The sequence below is a fragment of the Bacillus alkalisoli genome (assembly GCF_002797415.1).
Taxonomy (GTDB): domain Bacteria; phylum Bacillota; class Bacilli; order Bacillales; family Bacillaceae_I; genus Bacillus_CD; species Bacillus_CD alkalisoli.
On the sequence record NZ_KZ454944.1, the window covers coordinates 2,628,480 to 2,644,441 of the forward strand.

The 15,962-nt window shown below is 34.1% G+C and carries 20 protein-coding genes; 5 read left to right on the top strand and 15 right to left on the bottom strand.

What is annotated here, in order from left to right; translation table 11 throughout:
- Positions 1–270: 270 nt before the first annotated feature.
- Both CDZ89_RS13065 and CDZ89_RS13070 read right to left on the bottom strand, forming a co-directional pair.
- Positions 271–1,230: a C40 family peptidase gene (locus tag CDZ89_RS13065; protein ID WP_096154883.1), complete on the bottom strand. Its 960-nt coding sequence runs from the start codon at positions 1,228–1,230 to the stop codon at positions 271–273.
- Positions 1,231–1,425: 195 nt separating this feature from the next.
- Positions 1,426–2,322, bottom strand: a complete 897-nt coding sequence (locus CDZ89_RS13070; protein WP_096154884.1) for a manganese catalase family protein — start codon at positions 2,320–2,322, stop codon at positions 1,426–1,428.
- A 481-nt stretch (positions 2,323–2,803) separates the two neighbouring features.
- Here CDZ89_RS13070 and CDZ89_RS13075 point away from each other — a divergent pair, with 481 nt between their 5' ends.
- The 3 genes from CDZ89_RS13075 to CDZ89_RS13085 all read left to right on the top strand — a co-directional run bounded on the left by CDZ89_RS13075 (position 2,804) and on the right by CDZ89_RS13085 (position 4,751).
- Positions 2,804–2,914, top strand: a complete 111-nt coding sequence (locus tag CDZ89_RS13075; protein WP_096154885.1) for a YjcZ family sporulation protein — start codon at positions 2,804–2,806, stop codon at positions 2,912–2,914.
- A 562-nt stretch (positions 2,915–3,476) separates the two neighbouring features.
- Complete coding sequence (locus CDZ89_RS13080) at positions 3,477–3,950, top strand: hypothetical protein (RefSeq protein WP_096154886.1); 474 nt, start codon at positions 3,477–3,479, stop codon at positions 3,948–3,950.
- Positions 3,951–3,965: 15 nt separating this feature from the next.
- Positions 3,966–4,751 carry an alpha/beta fold hydrolase gene (locus tag CDZ89_RS13085; RefSeq protein WP_096154887.1) on the top strand — a complete coding sequence of 262 codons (786 nt, stop codon included), beginning with the start codon at positions 3,966–3,968 and terminating at the stop codon, positions 4,749–4,751.
- Between the two features lie 170 nt (positions 4,752–4,921).
- Here CDZ89_RS13085 and CDZ89_RS13090 read toward each other — a convergent pair whose 3' ends face one another.
- On the bottom strand, positions 4,922–5,191 hold the full coding sequence (locus tag CDZ89_RS13090; protein WP_096154888.1) for a hypothetical protein: 270 nt from the start codon (positions 5,189–5,191) through the stop codon (positions 4,922–4,924).
- Positions 5,192–5,449: 258 nt separating this feature from the next.
- Here CDZ89_RS13090 and CDZ89_RS13095 point away from each other — a divergent pair, with 258 nt between their 5' ends.
- The gene (locus CDZ89_RS13095; protein ID WP_096154889.1) at positions 5,450–5,905 is read left to right on the top strand and encodes a DUF2269 family protein; all 456 of its coding nucleotides are present in this window, start codon (positions 5,450–5,452) and stop codon (positions 5,903–5,905) included.
- Positions 5,906–6,154: 249 nt separating this feature from the next.
- Here the strand turns inward: CDZ89_RS13095 and CDZ89_RS13100 are convergent, their stop codons facing one another.
- From CDZ89_RS13100 to CDZ89_RS13145, 10 genes are all read right to left on the bottom strand, one after another.
- Positions 6,155–7,114: a polysaccharide deacetylase family protein gene (locus CDZ89_RS13100; protein WP_157842736.1), complete on the bottom strand. Its 960-nt coding sequence runs from the start codon at positions 7,112–7,114 to the stop codon at positions 6,155–6,157.
- 97 nt (positions 7,115–7,211) lie between these two features.
- On the bottom strand, positions 7,212–7,514 hold the full coding sequence (locus tag CDZ89_RS19965; RefSeq protein ID WP_176483741.1) for a hypothetical protein: 303 nt from the start codon (positions 7,512–7,514) through the stop codon (positions 7,212–7,214).
- A 93-nt stretch (positions 7,515–7,607) separates the two neighbouring features.
- On the bottom strand, positions 7,608–8,951 hold the full coding sequence (locus CDZ89_RS13110; RefSeq protein WP_096154891.1) for an ABC transporter permease: 1,344 nt from the start codon (positions 8,949–8,951) through the stop codon (positions 7,608–7,610).
- The gene (locus CDZ89_RS13115) at positions 8,935–9,639 is read right to left on the bottom strand and encodes an ABC transporter ATP-binding protein (protein ID WP_096154892.1); all 705 of its coding nucleotides are present in this window, start codon (positions 9,637–9,639) and stop codon (positions 8,935–8,937) included. Before CDZ89_RS13115 ends, CDZ89_RS13110 begins: the two co-directional genes overlap by 17 nt.
- A 169-nt stretch (positions 9,640–9,808) precedes the next feature.
- Positions 9,809–10,768 (bottom strand): ABC transporter permease, encoded by a 960-nt coding sequence (locus CDZ89_RS13120; protein WP_227521504.1) that lies wholly within the window; start codon positions 10,766–10,768, stop codon positions 9,809–9,811.
- 3 nt (positions 10,769–10,771) lie between these two features.
- A complete protein-coding gene (locus tag CDZ89_RS13125; RefSeq protein ID WP_406564897.1) occupies positions 10,772–11,686 on the bottom strand; it encodes an ABC transporter ATP-binding protein in 915 nt (304 codons plus the stop codon).
- 14 nt (positions 11,687–11,700) lie between these two features.
- Entirely contained in the window at positions 11,701–12,462 is a 762-nt protein-coding gene (locus CDZ89_RS13130) for a hypothetical protein (RefSeq protein WP_096154895.1), read from the bottom strand.
- A gap of 12 nt (positions 12,463–12,474) precedes the next feature.
- Positions 12,475–13,170 carry an ABC transporter ATP-binding protein gene (locus CDZ89_RS13135; protein ID WP_227521505.1) on the bottom strand — a complete coding sequence of 232 codons (696 nt, stop codon included), beginning with the start codon at positions 13,168–13,170 and terminating at the stop codon, positions 12,475–12,477.
- Entirely contained in the window at positions 13,160–13,537 is a 378-nt protein-coding gene (locus CDZ89_RS13140) for a GntR family transcriptional regulator (RefSeq protein ID WP_096154897.1), read from the bottom strand. Before CDZ89_RS13140 ends, CDZ89_RS13135 begins: the two co-directional genes overlap by 11 nt.
- A complete protein-coding gene (locus CDZ89_RS13145; RefSeq protein ID WP_100333796.1) occupies positions 13,534–14,319 on the bottom strand; it encodes a hypothetical protein in 786 nt (261 codons plus the stop codon). Before CDZ89_RS13145 ends, CDZ89_RS13140 begins: the two co-directional genes overlap by 4 nt.
- 242 nt (positions 14,320–14,561) lie before the next feature.
- Here CDZ89_RS13145 and CDZ89_RS19705 point away from each other — a divergent pair, with 242 nt between their 5' ends.
- The gene (locus CDZ89_RS19705; protein ID WP_157842737.1) at positions 14,562–14,717 is read left to right on the top strand and encodes a hypothetical protein; all 156 of its coding nucleotides are present in this window, start codon (positions 14,562–14,564) and stop codon (positions 14,715–14,717) included.
- Between the two features lie 56 nt (positions 14,718–14,773).
- On the opposite strand, the gene CDZ89_RS13150 is transcribed toward CDZ89_RS19705, so the two are convergent.
- Together CDZ89_RS13150 and CDZ89_RS13155 are read right to left on the bottom strand one after the other, a co-directional pair.
- Positions 14,774–15,121: a TIGR04104 family putative zinc finger protein gene (locus CDZ89_RS13150; RefSeq protein WP_096154899.1), complete on the bottom strand. Its 348-nt coding sequence runs from the start codon at positions 15,119–15,121 to the stop codon at positions 14,774–14,776.
- A 2-nt stretch (positions 15,122–15,123) separates the two neighbouring features.
- Positions 15,124–15,942 carry an AAC(3) family N-acetyltransferase gene (locus CDZ89_RS13155; RefSeq protein WP_096154900.1) on the bottom strand — a complete coding sequence of 273 codons (819 nt, stop codon included), beginning with the start codon at positions 15,940–15,942 and terminating at the stop codon, positions 15,124–15,126.
- Between the last annotated feature and the right edge of the window lie 20 nt (positions 15,943–15,962).

Here is a 15,962-nt window from a genome sequence, read left to right on the forward strand (position 1 = left end):
TACGATTTTCTCCTTTTTTCTTTAACCGCTTGAAGTAGTAACTTTTCTACATCTTACACCTCCATTTATTTCCTACTTTTACTCGAAAGATACTCATACTTAAGACGGAAAACTAAAAATGCAGACAGCTTAAAATACGCTGTCTGCTTAGGTTTACATATATTTATACTATTTGTTAAAGGGGGTAAGATAACAAAATAGCCTTACAATCACATAATACATCGTAATTGTAAGGCTATTATAAAGAAAGTATTAACTTTTTGTTAAAACTTATTGAATAACGCGGACAGCTTTTACTGCACGTGGTTTCCAATACGTGTTATAGTTTGCAAATGCAACTCCTGTAGATGATGCAGAGTGTAATAAAGTATTCTGATCTACGATAATAGATACGTGATTAATTACTCCGTTTCCACTCGTGTCAAAGAACACTAAGTCACCTTTTCTTACTTGTGAAAGAGGAATTTCTGTTCCAACATTCGCTTGTTGGCCAGATGTTCTTGGTAAATTTATACCAATCTCACTAAAAACTCTTACTGTATACGAAGAGCAATCAAAAGCATCTGTTCTCGTTGTTGCTGCACCGTATAAATACGTTGCACCTAGATATTTTCTCCCTGCATTAATAACAGCATCTGCTCTTTGCTCCCAAGTAGGTGTTGCAACAACAGGAGCAACTTGTCCACCACCTGATGGTATATTAATAACTTGTCCTACAAAAATGCGATTTGGATCTGTTATAGATGAGTTTGCAGCTAATAATGCTGTATATGTTACACCATGTCTTTGAGCAACTACTGATAGTGAATCACCACTACGAATTGTATATGTGGTAGTCGCAGTTGGAGTACTTACAGTGTTTGAACCTGTAGAAGGTACATTCAACACTTGTCCTACGAAAATTTGATTAGCATTTTGAATGGTAGGGTTTATGTTTAATAAGTTTTGGGTAGTAGTATTATACTTTCTTGCAATAACCGACAAAGAATCGCCTGAAACAACGCGGTATGTTGTTGTAGAAGCTTGAGCACTTACTTTTAAAGTTTGCCCAGGAAATATTATATCGTTCGTTAAGTTGTTCCAGTTTCTAATATCATTTACTGTCACTTGGTTGTCATTCGCGATTTTCCATAGAGAATCACCTGATTTAACTGTATAATCTGCTGCCATTGCATGTGATGAGAACAATAACGTTGCGACAAATGTACCTGCAATAATGGTTTTTTTCATATGTTAGGAATTCCCCTTTGTTGAGCAGATTTTTCAATCTATCTACTACTTTGGTATTTTATACGTTGACTGACAATTAACTTACAAGTTAATGATAGCACTTTCAACTCCATAAAAAATTGGTGAAATAATGGGTATAAAACCTATAAATAGAAAAAGAGCCAGCAATTGGGCTGACTCCCGTTTTTATACATTTTAAATTCCCGCTTGTCTTTGTAACCTTTTAGCAATTTCTAAGAAGTCTTCACGTGAGATACCTGGTGCAAACTCTTCCGGTAAGTCTTCTAAGTCTGGAATTGGCCCTCCTTGTGGAGTACCTTGAATAACTTCTAACTTCCCTCCATCTTCTGGATGACTACCTTTCCAAATTAACGCTACGTCTTTATAATCATTTTCACTAAATGTATATAGTTTACGATGTACTCCTTCAGCTTCAAACTTTCTAGTTGTTTCAAAAGCACTATTAGCTAAATTCGGAATCGGCACCATTTTTGTCACATCTGCACCGGTTGCGATTTCTAAAGCTTTCGCATACGCAACAACGTGAACTCCACCACGCACTAACAGGTAGCCAATCAATTCTCTGGCTACTGGATTGTCCGTCATTTCATAAACACGCATTTTGTGTGTTCGTGCACCACATTCTAAGAAAAAGTTGTGAAGAAGATCTAATATTAAGTTACCACTATTGAATACATTATCTCCTGTCCACGGTCTTCCCATTGAATCACCAGGTAGTGATGTTTGGGCATTCACAATATAATGGTATGAATTTCGTAAATCCTTTGTATTTCCGAGTGGTGTAGCGTCTGGCGGAGCATACCTTGTTGTTCCTTCTAACATTAAGTTTATTGTGTTGGACACTAGTTCAACATGCCCAAATTCTTCAGCTGTAATGCTTGCTACTAAATCGTAAAAAGGCTTCAACTTTCTTTTATTACGGAAGTTGAATGATTGAAACATGTAATTGTTCAATGTAGACATTTCCCCGAATTTCCCGCCTAACAGTTCTTGAACAGCCGCTGCACCATTTGGATCAGGATTTTTTGGTCTTGGAAGATCAATTTGCAATTTATTTATTCGTTTAATCATAGGACGTACTCCCTCCTTTTATAAATCTTCGTTATAAAAATCGTCACTATTACGTTGTATGAAACGTAAGAATTGTCCTATGACATAAAGGAGAGAATTTATCGAAGCTTTGTAGCAATGATAAGCTTTCCTCTAGTTTTCATTACTTTTTAATTTACTGCGTTAAAGTTGGCTGTTGATTTCCGTGCAAGGCTTCGCTTTCCGCGGGCGGTAAATAGGAAGGTTATTTTCACTGTCGTGAAAAAACCTACTTCTCGTCGCTAGCGCCTGTGGGGTCTCCCGCTCCCCGCTTCTCCCGCAGGAGTCTCAGCCTTGCACGGAAATCAACAGGTGATAGTATTTAATTATCAACACTAACCTTTAATAGCTTTTTAATTAAAACAAACTAGTATATATTCACTTTTTATAGGCTATTGCCTATACCAGTTAGGTGAAATACACATATTGTATTAGTATCTTATCTTTGAAAGGAGCTGCGAGCATGAGTAAACATCATCCAACACCAACACCTGATTGTCCATCAACAGGATACACACTTTACATTATTTTATTTATTTTGTTAGTAATCATCGGCTCCGCATTCTTATACTAAACCATTATTAGTTAATAGGTGTCTGGCCCAAACAAGCTAAGGCACCTCTTTGTATCCTTTTTCACAAATGAATAATTCGAATCAGCACAATATCTCTAAAAACACAAGTTGTGAATTTTTTTCCTAATTAAGTAGAACTATTATTTATAGTATGCTTTCGAATATTGCTTTTTATGGACAAGCTATTATTATCAATTCTTGAAATGTTAAAAATCAAATTAATAAGTTGGTTCGCTTAGTGAAAAACGATTATTTCTTTATAAAATTACATTGAATTTTCGAATATTGAGTTGTTATTAAATTTTTAAATTCGAAATAATAAATCGTTTTTCGTTAAGTAATCATACATTATGAAACGAACTTAACTTATTTCTAACTTTGTTTGTCATATTTTATGTACAAGTAGGTCAATCTAACAGTAGATAAGTGTTGGAGGAGTATACAGTGAACTATTTAAAGCCCTGTTATTATTATAAAAACAATTCCCTAATTATTCTTAGTTCGAAAGAATACCTTTATAACATTCCTCTGTTTGTAAGGAACCTTTATGGTTGGTGGTATGATGAATAAACCGATGGAAAGGCTTTTATGGAGCATTGCCTTACCCGGATTCGGACAGTTGTTAAACAGGGAATATATTAAAGGGATTACGTTTATCATTTTGGAGATTTTAATTAATGTACAAGCTAATTTTAATACGGCAATTTTACTAAGCTTTAATGGAGAAATACAAGCAGCGTTCAATTCCATAAATTACTTATGGCTTATGTTTTACCCTTGTTTGTATTTCTTCGCGATGTGGGATGCGTACAAGGATGCAGGAGGTAATCACGACTCTTATCAGTTTTTACCTTTTGTTAGCTGCGCCTATTTTGTAACAGTAGGCCTAATGTTATCAGCTAAAGTAAAGATATTCGGTTTGAATGTTGGGCCCATTTTCACTCCGATGATTTTTGTCATTCCGGGAATAGTTGCTGGGCTAATTATGAGAAGAATAATTCTTTATGTAGGAAGTAGAAACAGTAATACTACTTAAAATGAGGTGTTACTTGTGCCATATGTAAGAACAAGGGACAGCATTCCGATTCATTATCATATGTATGGAAGTGGTCCTGTTACACTGTTGTTTATTCATCCACCTGGTATGGGTTTAGTGACTTTTAAGCAACAAATAGATCTTTCAAAAAAATTTAGAATTTTATTAGTTGATTTAAGAGGAAATGGGAAAAGTGGTTTAGATAGTAAACCGATAAGCTTTTCTTTACTAGCACAAGATTTAGCAGATGTGTTAGATGGTTTAAAAATTGATAGTGCTGTTTTGTGTGGATATTCTAATGGTGGTTCTATCGCTTTAGAATTTGCACATAACTATCCAAACAGAACAGTTGGTCTAATATTAGTAGGTGCATTTCCAAAAGTCAATTCGGTTTTATTGTTTGCTGAATTTATGTTAGGAATTGTTGCCACAAAATTAAACGGCATTTCTTTAATTGCTAAAGTAATCGGAAATGCTCATGCACACAGTAAAGAATTTGGACGAGAACTAGAACAATACATAAAGAAAACGAAGGCTTCCACTTTACATCAAATGTATAACGAAGGGGTAAAATACGACTGTACAAGCAAGCTAAGAAATATTAATGTTTCAATCTTACTTGTTTACGGTCAAAAGGATTACTATGTTCATCATTATCAAAAAGAATTTAAGGCGTTACACAACGATACAGATGTTGTGTACGTATCCAAAGCAAAGCATCAAGTGCCAACAAAGTTTGCAAAAGAGTTTAATGCAATTTGCGCTTCTTTTATTGAGAGTAAGTTAATGAAAGGAGGTTGATTGTTCATGGCTAAAAAAGGAAAACAAAACAAGGTGAGCAAAGAAATTGCCAATCCAACAGTGTCAAAGCAAGATGCTGTATTTGCTCAAGAAACGGAAGGAACAAAAATGAAAAAGAAATAAAGAAATAAAGGGAGAGCCAGGCATTATAGTTAGCCTGGCTCCTCTATTTAAACTTTCATTTCTTCTTTTTGTTCTTTTATTTTGTTTAGACAGTTGTGTGCAATTTTCATTTTACTAAGTGCCGCTTGTGTCGTTGGGCCGTCTGCTACTTTGTTTTTAAGTTGCGCGTTTGTAATATCCACCATCGCTCTAGCTATGTTTTCTAATGTCATGGCTAAAACTTTCTCATCCATTGCTTTTCCATCCTTTACGAGCAGCTGAACAATTTCATTCGCATACTTATTCATCTTTCCATATTGATCTTCCTGTTTTGTCATCGATCATCCCTCCCGACTTTTTATAATATGAGGATATTCAAATTTCCATTCTTAATCTAATAATTCTATTTCATTTGTCTACTACCTTTATGAATCATTCGCTAAAATACTTCATTATTTTCTTTTTTTGTAAAATTATTGTATCTAATCAGAAACTCCATTCTTGTTTGGAGTTTTTTGTACGTTTTTTATTCGTTATTTACACATGATTGCGATTTTACTTACATATATTGAAAAAAAGAATAGGAGGGATAGTGTTTGGAATGGCTAATATTAGCACATGTACTCTTTTCGATTTTTGGATTAGGACCTTTTCTTTTTGGGAATATTTTATTAAGAAAACAACAAACATTATCCGATTTACGCCATAATGTAATTTTGTTACATAAACTGGAGTTGTTCCCTAAAATAGGAGGAACTTTGTCCGTTATTACAGGAATTTTACTCGTACTATTTGGCAGCTACGGATCTATTTTGCAAATTTGGTTAATTTGCTCCCTTCTACTGTATATCTCAATTATTATTTTAGTTATAGGATTCATTTCTCCAACTGTAAATAGACTTCAACATTGGCTTTTCCATCCAAGCAACCGAGCTACAACGCAACTACCACCTAAACAATTAGTACAGTTAAAAATAGCAAGTAACCTTTTTATGATTACATCTGTTTTAGCCATTATTATTTTTGTATTAATGATTTTAAAACCAACATAAAAATGCTGGCCAATTATGTGGATATTCCAGTTATGAAACTGGTAATATACATAATCGGTCAGCATTTTTTAACAAGTGAACCAATTTCATAAATTACGGTAAATTACGGTTCGTTTAATGAGAAACGAATATTTTAGTTATATACAAAATAATATGTTTGTTTATTAAGTGTATAAATACAGAATACGATGCAATTATTCGTTTTTCGTTTAGTAGTCATACAATTTATGAAACGGACTCAAGTATTTATCACTTAAGGTGAATAGGTGTCATTTCTTCCGTCAGCGGTTGAAAATCTACGCCTCTTTTTACTAATTCGTCTAGCAGAATAGTGATATGTTGTACGGTTGATTCAAAGTCATGTAATAAAATGACTGGGTTTTCTCCCTTTGCAATTACTTCGTCTACTTGTTGCAATGTATAAGCAATGTATTCTGGTCCTCGGAAAGCCCAATCTCTACTATCTACATTCCAATCCCACATTAAAAAACCTGCTTCAACTACAGCTTTTTTGTAGGCTGGTGTCATATGAGGGGCAGAACCAAATGGTGTGCGAATTAAGTTTGTACGAATACCCGTATAGTGTTCAACGGCATCTTGCGTTTTTCTCATTTCTCCAACAACAGAATTAGAAGATGCATAGAATAGTTGTCTACTATGTGTAACACCGTGTAAAGCAAGAGCGTGACCTTCTTCTGTCATTCTTTGAACAACTTGTGGAAATTCTTGAACTTGTGGTTCTAACATAAAGAACGTAGCAATAGCATTGTAATCTGCTAAAATCGTAATTAAATGATCTGTTGCTTTCGTTGGACCATCATCAAATGTTAAATATACCACCACACCATCCTGTGGTGTTTCTTTCTTTATTGGAGGAGGTGTCTTTTCCTTTTCCTCTTCACTTTTCTCTTTTTCTCCACTAGTTTCTGGTTTTTCTTGTTCTTTAATTGGTGTTTGCACCTTATTTATAGGTTCTTCCGTTTGTATAGGTTTCTCAACATCTATTTCATCAGGTAATGCTATTTTTACATTTTCTTGATGACCTAATTTAGTTTTCGCTTGCACAATAAGAGGTTTAAACACTTCATTTTTCATTAGCGCAAACGTCATATTATTATTCAACGCTAGCAACGCTAACATTATTATTGTTAATAGTGATAAGATTGCTACCTTTTGCTTAATTAACCTTCCATCCACTTCTTTATTCAATAACGTCATCCCCTAGTTGCAATATTCTCTATCTCTATAAACACTAAACACTATCTTAGACGATAAGTGTATCATTTCGTTTCAATAAAAAAACACCCTATTTTGTTACAAAATAGTTACAGGCACCGCCCGAGTTTTGTCGAATTTGTTTTTGAGATTCTCTTGTTATGTATTCGTGTTCTTGTTCTAAGTATTGATTTAATAGTAGCTCCATTTTAACCAAGTCGACTTTTTCTACTATTGGGTCTTGACTGTCCCAGTTTACTCTATATGTAAAATGATAGTCTTTAATTGGAGCAAAAAGAACTGGAGAGTTTGGAAATTTATCAAAATATCCTACTATTCGTCCGCGTTTTTTATACGATATATTTAATAGTTTCATATCATCACCAACTTCCATTATATTGTCTTTTGGAAGAAAGGCAACCTGGTATATTCAACCAAAAAAAATGCTACTTTCTAATATTAAGAAAGTAGCATTTCGTCAATTCAGTTAAATATCTCTTCTTAAAGCTTTTAATACATCAATTTTTGTAGCTTTACTTGCTGGTTTTAATCCTGATAAAATAGCAACAATTGTACTTATGCTTACACTAATTAGCGTAAGTGTCCAAGGAATATAGGAAAGTTTAATTTCTCGATGAATCTCTTCACCAAAAAATCCTTGTAGTACAAAAGGAACCGCTAAGTTAACAGAAAAACTAATCACATACGCAGCAACAGTTCCAATAAAAGCACCAATAATTCCAATATAGGCACTTTCCATTAAAAATAAGCTTTTAATTGTACTCGGATTTCCTCCAATTGCTTTTATAATCCCAATATCTTGCGTACGTTCCGTAACAGCCATAGACATCGTATTAAAAATTCCGATCGAAGCAATCAGTACCGCTATCGTTCCCACAAACAGCAAACCGATTTTCATAATGGAAAAAACTAAATTAATTTCTTTCAACTCCTGAATCGGGGACCATACATAATAGCCTTTGTCTTTTAACACATCCAAAACACCTTGAACTTGCTCCATATTTTGGGTAAAGACTCCAATGTACGTATAACTGGAAGAGGCATTTTTGATCTCATTCTGTAAATCTTTTGGCAATCCTTCGTCAATATATCTTCCAAGCGCAGTACCTGTAAATGCTTCTATTTCGGATAGCATTTCATCCGAAATATTTACGAAGCCTTCCGTCATCCACTCTTTAGACGGAGCTTCAGCAATTCCAACCACTTTTAACGTAAATTCTTTCTCTTTTCTTTCACCATCAAAATTTTGCGCTACAAAAATTGTAATTTCTTCATTTAATAAGTTGCCTTTATATTGATCTTTTTCTGAATCACCTGTTGCAGCATCACCATCTAACCAAAAATTCATCCCTGTATGAAAGCCCACCACTACCTCATTTGGGGCTTCAGGCATCCGCCCTTCCGACAACGAAAAATCGGATGTAATTTCGGATGGATAATGTACTACTCTCGTACCTGCATGACCACGATAGTCTCCAAAACGGTAATAAGATTCGTAGTTTTCTAAGCTCTTTCTTCTAACAACCGTCTTAACATTTTCCAACGACTCGAAATACTCTACATCTTTATCTGTTAGTTCGCTCGATTTATCTAGGTGTAATTCTTTGTCCTTTCCGTACACTTCTACTTCTGTTACAACTCTACTTTCGGTAATATCTTGAACAATTGTCTTTTGTAAACCAAATCCAACAGAAGCTAGCACCATTAAAAAAGCACAACCCATCGCCGTCGCCAAAATGGTCATAAATACACGACTTCGATTTTTTTTCATATTATCACGAACAAATATAAACTTATCTTTTAACTTCATAAAGTTCTCCTCTTTCTACAAGTGTTCCTTTTTGAATTTCAATTGTACGATGTGCCACTTTAGCTACATCATGGTCATGTGTAATGATGACAAACGTTATTCCTTCTTCTTTATTTAATTCTCTTATAAAGGAAAGAAATTCTTGTTCCGTATCACTGTCTAAACTCCCTGTGGGCTCATCTGCTAAAATTAGATTTGGTTTTGTTATTAGAGCTCTTGCGATACCAACACGCTGTTGTTGTCCACCTGATAGTTCACTAGGATAGAAATCTTGGTGATCTAACAAACCAACCTTCTCTAACACTTCTTCAACATTTTTCTTACGTAATTTTTCTTCCATCCCTTTTAATTTTAAAGGTAATTCGACATTTTGAAATGCGGTCATACTTGGGATAAGTTGAAAGCTTTGAAAGATAAAACCGATATTTTCTAAACGAAAGTTCGCCCATTTCGCCTCAGAAAAACTAGTAACATCAGTTCCGGCAATTTCGATTGTTCCTTCTGTCGGTTTCATAAATCCGCTAATTAAGTTTAATAAAGTAGATTTTCCTGATCCACTTTTTCCGACAACAGACACAATTTCTCCTTCATAAATAGAAAGATTAATATTATGTAAAACAGGAACCGTTTGTTTATTGTTTCGTTTCCCAATAACAAATTCATGAGAAAGTCCTTTTATTCGAATCATCTTTTCATCTCACCTTTTTATCTTGATTTGTATCGACACATTGTAAAAACGATGTTGCTATGAAAAAGGTTTAATTTTTCACGAAAAAAAGTTACAACCAAGGAAAATTCCTTAATTGTAACTTTTTAAAACGCCTAAAGCACAATATTTACGAAATAATTCTTTTATATTATGCCGCTATGTCTCGTTTTTTGAATGTTAGGAAGCTGATAAACATAAACACGCCGAAGTATAAAAGAAACATGATGATGGAGAATGTTAGTGTTGTACCTTCTACTATCGGGAAGCTATGAAAGTAAGCATCAAAATGAATGTTTGCGAAAGGTGAAAATTTAGCCCATTCATATTTCGTTCCTACTAACTGTGTAATTTGTGTTCCTGTAAATAGTAAAAACAAGGAAAGTCCAATAGCTAAAGAATTGTTACGGAATACGGTCGAGATCATAAAGGCAAACGTTGCAAACATTAAGACAGAAAAACTACTTAGCAATATTTTAAACAAAATGGAGACGAATGATGAAAGTGCATAGACCGTTCCATTTATATATAGTAATTCTGGATGATTGGCAAATCCAAATCCTATTGCTCCTACTATATAGGAAGTACCAAATAATAAAACGTAAAAAATCAAACCAAATATTAACACAGTCATATACTTCGAGAGTAAAATCTTCCCTCTACTTATGGGGCGAATCATCAATAGTTTAATTGTCCCCCACGTAAATTCACTCGCAACAATACCACCTGCAATAATAATGACAAACAATGTAACAACGCTCGTTAACCCAATATTTGAATCCATATAAGTCCAAACGGAATTTTCATTATTTGGCTCAAGGTCATTTGCTAGTCTATATTCATTAAGCGCTAGTTGTTTTTCCATATAATTCACATGCCCAAATTGCACATCAGCTGACAGAGTTTCTCTTAAAGACTCATTTTCCTTTTCTAATGCTTGACGCCAATCACTTGTTGCCCAGCCATTACGTTCTTGAGGTGTGCCATTATCCATCATAAATATAAAAATAATGCTCACAACTGACAATAATACTAATATTCCTGACATGACGTAAAAACTTGTTCTTTTTATCCATTTAATTACTTCGTTTTGTACTAAATTAAGCAACAACTCTTACACCCCTTTCACAAATGCCGTTTTTTCTAAAAACTTATCTTCCAGTGTCTTGGCTACTTCTTTCACTTCATAGATGAGTACATCTTTCTCTAAAAGTTTTCGAATAAGAGATGGTACGTCCTCTTTTTCTACTAAAACGTGTAATAAACCATCTTTTTCTGTACATTCTATTGCTAATTCCTTTAAAACCTCTGATGCAACTTCCAAAGGATTAACCTTTATGTGAAAAGTTGACTGCTCCTCTTTTACAAAATCATGAATACTTTGAATATCAATTAACTCACCCTTTTGAATAATCCCAACGCGATCACACATTAATTCCATCTCAGACAATAGATGACTAGAAACAATAATGGCCATTTGTTCATTCTGAGCTAAGTTACGCAAATAATCTCTTATTTCACGAATACCTGCTGGATCAAGACCGTTCGTCGGCTCATCTAGTATAAGTACTTTCGGCTTATGAAGTAACGCTTGCGCAATTCCTAATCTTTGTCTCATCCCTAACGAATACGTGTTCACTTTTTCGTGAATTCTATCAGTCAAGCCAACTAATTCAATAACCTCATTCAATCTTTCATGCGTTACACCAGGTATCATTCGTTTATATTGCATTAAATTTTGGTAGCCAGTTAAAAACTTATACATCTCAGGATTTTCTACTATCGCTCCAACTTGTCGTATCGCCTTTTCATAATTACTTTTAACGCTTGTTCCATCGATAAAAATATCTCCTGATGTAATACTTATTAGACCTACGATCATACGGATGGTTGTCGTTTTACCTGCCCCATTTGGACCTAAAAACCCGAATACTTCCCCTTCGTAAACTTCATATGAAACATTACTTATGATTTCTTTTCCGTTAATCACTTTACATACGTTTACTAATTTAACTGCTGTTTTCTCCACGTCCTCCATCCTCTCTAACCATTTCGTTTATTTTCTAACATCCAACACGTTGCATAAAAAACTACTACACATACAAACCCGAAAAATAAAATAATACCTAAAGACATACTCATTGTCCCAGTTTGAAAAAGAATACCCTCTTCATCATTACTATAAAAAACATGAAACGTTGTAAATGGACTAGGGATAAAAGAAGCTAAGTAGTCTTGAAAAAATGCCGTTGTACTTATATAAATATGTGAAAAAAGTAAGCCAACAATTAAAAACGCAAAACCAATATTATTTCGTAAAGATTCTAGCCCTCTTCGTGTTAAACATTGAATACACGCCCATACAAAAACAGCCCAAACACTAAAATAAACGGAATTTAATACGATGCCCCCAATAAATTTCATAAAATCCAACACACTACTTTGAAGATCATCACCAAATATTTGGAAGTTTATTAAAAAAAGAACCGAAGTACATACGATTGTTATTAAAGTAAAGAATAACCCCAAGATAAATTTACTTCCAAGTAAAAGGTACATGGAACTCGGATTATGCAACCACAAATGAGATTTGGACTCTGTAACTAAATTGTTGATTAAATGTACAGACATTATGACAAAATGAGCACCAATTATTAAAGATAGAACAGCAAACGTTATCTCTACTTCATTAAAATATTTCGCTATTCCTATACTAATTATCCAGAGCCCGATCACTATCATAAGGGCTTGATATAACTTCGGTTTAGACATTTTCCATTCTTTTTGCAAAAGACCTATTAGCACATTTCTTCCCCCTTAGTCTGCTAATTTACGAATCATCCACTCTTTCACAGAAATACCTTGCTCTTCACGAAGCTGTTCAACATTTTGTTTATCAAAGTAAACTCCATCTTTTATCAAGACAACGTCATCTAATAGTGATTCAATTTCATCAATTTCATGTGTTGCAATGACGACCGTTTGTTTTCCAAAATCTATATAAGCTAATAAGCTCTCTACAATAGAATTTCGCACCATCGGATCTAAACCCGAAAAAGGCTCATCTAACAAAATGTATTTTGCTTCGCGCGCTAAAGCTAAAACTAACTTTAACCTGCCGCGGTTTCCTTTCGAAAGGTGTTTAAGTTTCTTCTCAGGCTCTAACTTCATAAACTGTAACAATTCAATTGCCTTTTCTAGCCGAAAGTCCGGAAACTGTGATTCATAAAATTCAATCATGTCTTTTACGGTAAATGTATCATAGTAAAAATCGAGCTCTGACAAATAAGCAACGTCTGATGCAATCTTTCGTGTTGCTTTTTCTCCATTAACGGTAATCATTCCTTTATCCGGTCTTACTAAGCCAGCGATCATCTTTAAAGTAGTAGACTTACCGCTTCCATTAGGTCCTAGTAAACCGGTTATTTTTCCCGTTTCGAATCTAATGTTGCCATCTTTTACTGCATAACCTTTTCCGTATTGCTTCGTGACATGCTCTAAACTAATCATCAAATCGTCCCCCTTCTTGCAAATATTTTTGTACACTCTTTACTACTTGCTCGTCATCTATTCCAATTTCACGCATATTCTTAATAAATGTTTCTACTACTTTTTCTTTCATACTACTTTTCAATTGTTCTACAACCGATTCTCTTTCTACTACAAATGTTCCTTGCCCCCTCTTTGTTTCCACCATATCCATCCTTTCCATCTCACTATACGTGCGCTGAATCGTATTTGGATTTACTCCTGATTTAATGGCCATTTCGCGTACAGAAGGTAATTTATCGCCTGGTTTTATTTCTCCACGTACAATTTGTTTTGCTAATTTATCAATGATTTGTAAGTATATTGGTTTATCCGCTTCATATTTTGTCACGCTTCCACCACCTTTTCTAGTAGCCAAGATGATACCAATAACACAGAGGTTATAAAGAGAAGTATCAAAAAGATACCTCCTAAAGAAATGAAATCTCCTCCTAAATAAACTTGAGTATCCCCTCCATCAAACTGCAAATTCCCCATACCATCAGGAGTATGTTTAATCACTCCAAAATTCATTATTTTTTGATAAAGTGGTACATTTTTAAACGCACTTAGCAACGTATTCACTCCGATAATGATTACGAGCATTAACGGTACTCTAAATTTTTGTATTTTCTTTATGCTTTTTAGGCTAGCATTTAATGTCCAATACAGAACGACATATAATCCGATATAAAACGATATGAAAATAACAACCAACACAAATATAGCAATATCCATTAACAATAAATTACTTGATGCAACGTTGCCTACTGAATCCTGTAATGAGTTATTGATTAGAAATAAAATAGTTCCAACAACAAGTGTTAAAGCAATATGCATATAAAAAGCCGTAACCAATTTGCTACTTAATAGTTTAAAGCTTGATTGTGGCGTATGAAGCCATAAATTGCTTTTCCCCTCCATGTTCAAACTAATTAGTAAAAAAAGAGGGCTGTAAAATATCAGAAATGATAAAACGATAACTACTGGTGCCATAGCGATATTTTCGTTTCCCATGAAGAATGCTATTGATGAACTTGCTATGAATACTCCAATGATGCTAAGTAAACCGTATAATAACCAGTTTCTTTGTAAGATCCATTCTTTTTTCATTAAACCAAGAAAAGATGACATAGTGACTTACACCTCTATTTCTAACATTAGTGTTTTAGTGTTCTAGTTAAATAGTACACCTAGACAAAATAAAAAGTCAATAAACTATTGACTAGTTTTTTCTTTGAAATTTTATTAAAGAATAAGTAAAATTATCCGATATATGAAATATACGCCTATTTTGCAAAATTCGACCTGTTATTTTTTAGAATATTTTGTATAATAAACATATAAACCTTTTGTTCGTTTTAGGAGTGAAGAAAATGGATTCAAGAGGAAGAAGATTACACCGAGTAAAATATGAGTCAAGTTTAAGTATGTTTGAAAAAGCAAAAGATTTTTTAGGTACATTATTTCTTCATGCCCTCTCGTTAATTATTATTGCAGGCTTTTTAATATGGGCATTAAATCAAGTGTAAATCAATACATAAAAACACAAAAACCGTGGAGTGCAATCACTTCACGGTTTTTGTATTTACTTTTTATTTTTCTTTTCTAATTCTTCTAGTTCTTTTGGTTGGAATTTTGCTTTATGAAATTTTATTTTTTTTGCTGCAAATAACACACCGACTATACCAAACATTAATACTAATAAAACTTGTTGGAATCTTGATTCAATCATCCACGCAGCACTAACGAAGTATACAAGCATGATAGGAATAACTACCGTATATAAGGAGAATAGAAAACGATATCTTTCATCCACTTCATGGACGGTTCCGCATTTTGGGCATGTTATTGGCTTGTACCCGAAAAATACGGATTTAAATTTTGTTTTAAATGTTACTGGCTCTTTGCAGTCTACACAATGTTGAAATGACATATTTATAAATCTCCTTTATTGTTTAATAAGTATTGCTGGGTGAAGTCTACTAATGGGATTTGTCTCATAAGTTTACTTGGTGCTTTTCCGATGTTCCCATTTATAATGTCTTCATGGCAACTCGCCTCAAATTCTTCCCCAATAGCTTCGAACAATTCTTCTTGATAAGCAAGACTAGTATACGTGACCCATTTTCTTTTTCCGTCTTTTATTATAGCACTTCCTGATTGTTTTGTAGGATAGTTTTCGATTCCTTCTTCAGCTAGATGCATAGATGTATTGCTATCATATCCAACACCTAAAAGGAGTACATGCCCGTCTAATCTATATATTTTTCCGAGCGGCGATTCGTACCCTAGCTCTTTTGTTAAAGGGTGCTTTTCTGTTATGTAGTTTGCATATTTCCCCCATGCTGCGAAAGAAACAGTTGGATGATGGCTTCTTAATACATTCGGAAATTTTCTAAAGCTTTCAGGAATTGCCCCCATGAAAAATGTTGGTGTCACTTCAGGCATAAAACCTGGCATTTCATCTCTAATTGGTTGCCACCATTCTTTTGGTACTGGAGGATTCCCCCAATCAGCTGGATCACTATTATTACCAGTGTGAGTCGGCATAACTAAAGTTCCTTCTTCTGTTAAAACTTCTTGCAATGCCATAATTACAGTCGGTGCGCCACCACATACCCAACCAATTAAACTTAGCGAAGAATGAACAATTAAGGTCATTCCTTCTTTAACACCTAAATTCCTAAATTCCTGTATGAGAGTCGATTTCGTAACTAACAAGTTCTTTTCTTTTATTACATTTCCTTCACTCATAATTCCACACCTGCTTCTTT

Bases quoted from the DNA above. Each gene is read 5' to 3' on its own strand.
- CDZ89_RS13065 (WP_096154883.1), bottom strand. From the start codon at position 1,230: ATGAAAAAAACCATTATTGCAGGTACATTTGTCGCAACGTTATTGTTC.
- CDZ89_RS13070 (WP_096154884.1), bottom strand. From the start codon at position 2,322: ATGATTAAACGAATAAATAAATTGCAAATTGATCTTCCAAGACCAAAA.
- CDZ89_RS13075 (WP_096154885.1), top strand. From the start codon at position 2,804: ATGAGTAAACATCATCCAACACCAACACCTGATTGTCCATCAACAGGA.
- CDZ89_RS13080 (WP_096154886.1), top strand. From the start codon at position 3,477: ATGAATAAACCGATGGAAAGGCTTTTATGGAGCATTGCCTTACCCGGA.
- CDZ89_RS13090 (WP_096154888.1), bottom strand. From the start codon at position 5,191: ATGACAAAACAGGAAGATCAATATGGAAAGATGAATAAGTATGCGAAT.
- CDZ89_RS19965 (WP_176483741.1), bottom strand. From the start codon at position 7,514: ATGGAAGTTGGTGATGATATGAAACTATTAAATATATCGTATAAAAAA.
- CDZ89_RS13110 (WP_096154891.1), bottom strand. From the start codon at position 8,951: ATGAAGTTAAAAGATAAGTTTATATTTGTTCGTGATAATATGAAAAAA.
- CDZ89_RS13115 (WP_096154892.1), bottom strand. From the start codon at position 9,639: ATGATTCGAATAAAAGGACTTTCTCATGAATTTGTTATTGGGAAACGA.
- CDZ89_RS13145 (WP_100333796.1), bottom strand. From the start codon at position 14,319: ATGTCATCTTTTCTTGGTTTAATGAAAAAAGAATGGATCTTACAAAGA.
- CDZ89_RS19705 (WP_157842737.1), top strand. From the start codon at position 14,562: ATGGATTCAAGAGGAAGAAGATTACACCGAGTAAAATATGAGTCAAGT.
- CDZ89_RS13150 (WP_096154899.1), bottom strand. From the start codon at position 15,121: ATGTCATTTCAACATTGTGTAGACTGCAAAGAGCCAGTAACATTTAAA.
- CDZ89_RS13155 (WP_096154900.1), bottom strand. From the start codon at position 15,942: ATGAGTGAAGGAAATGTAATAAAAGAAAAGAACTTGTTAGTTACGAAA.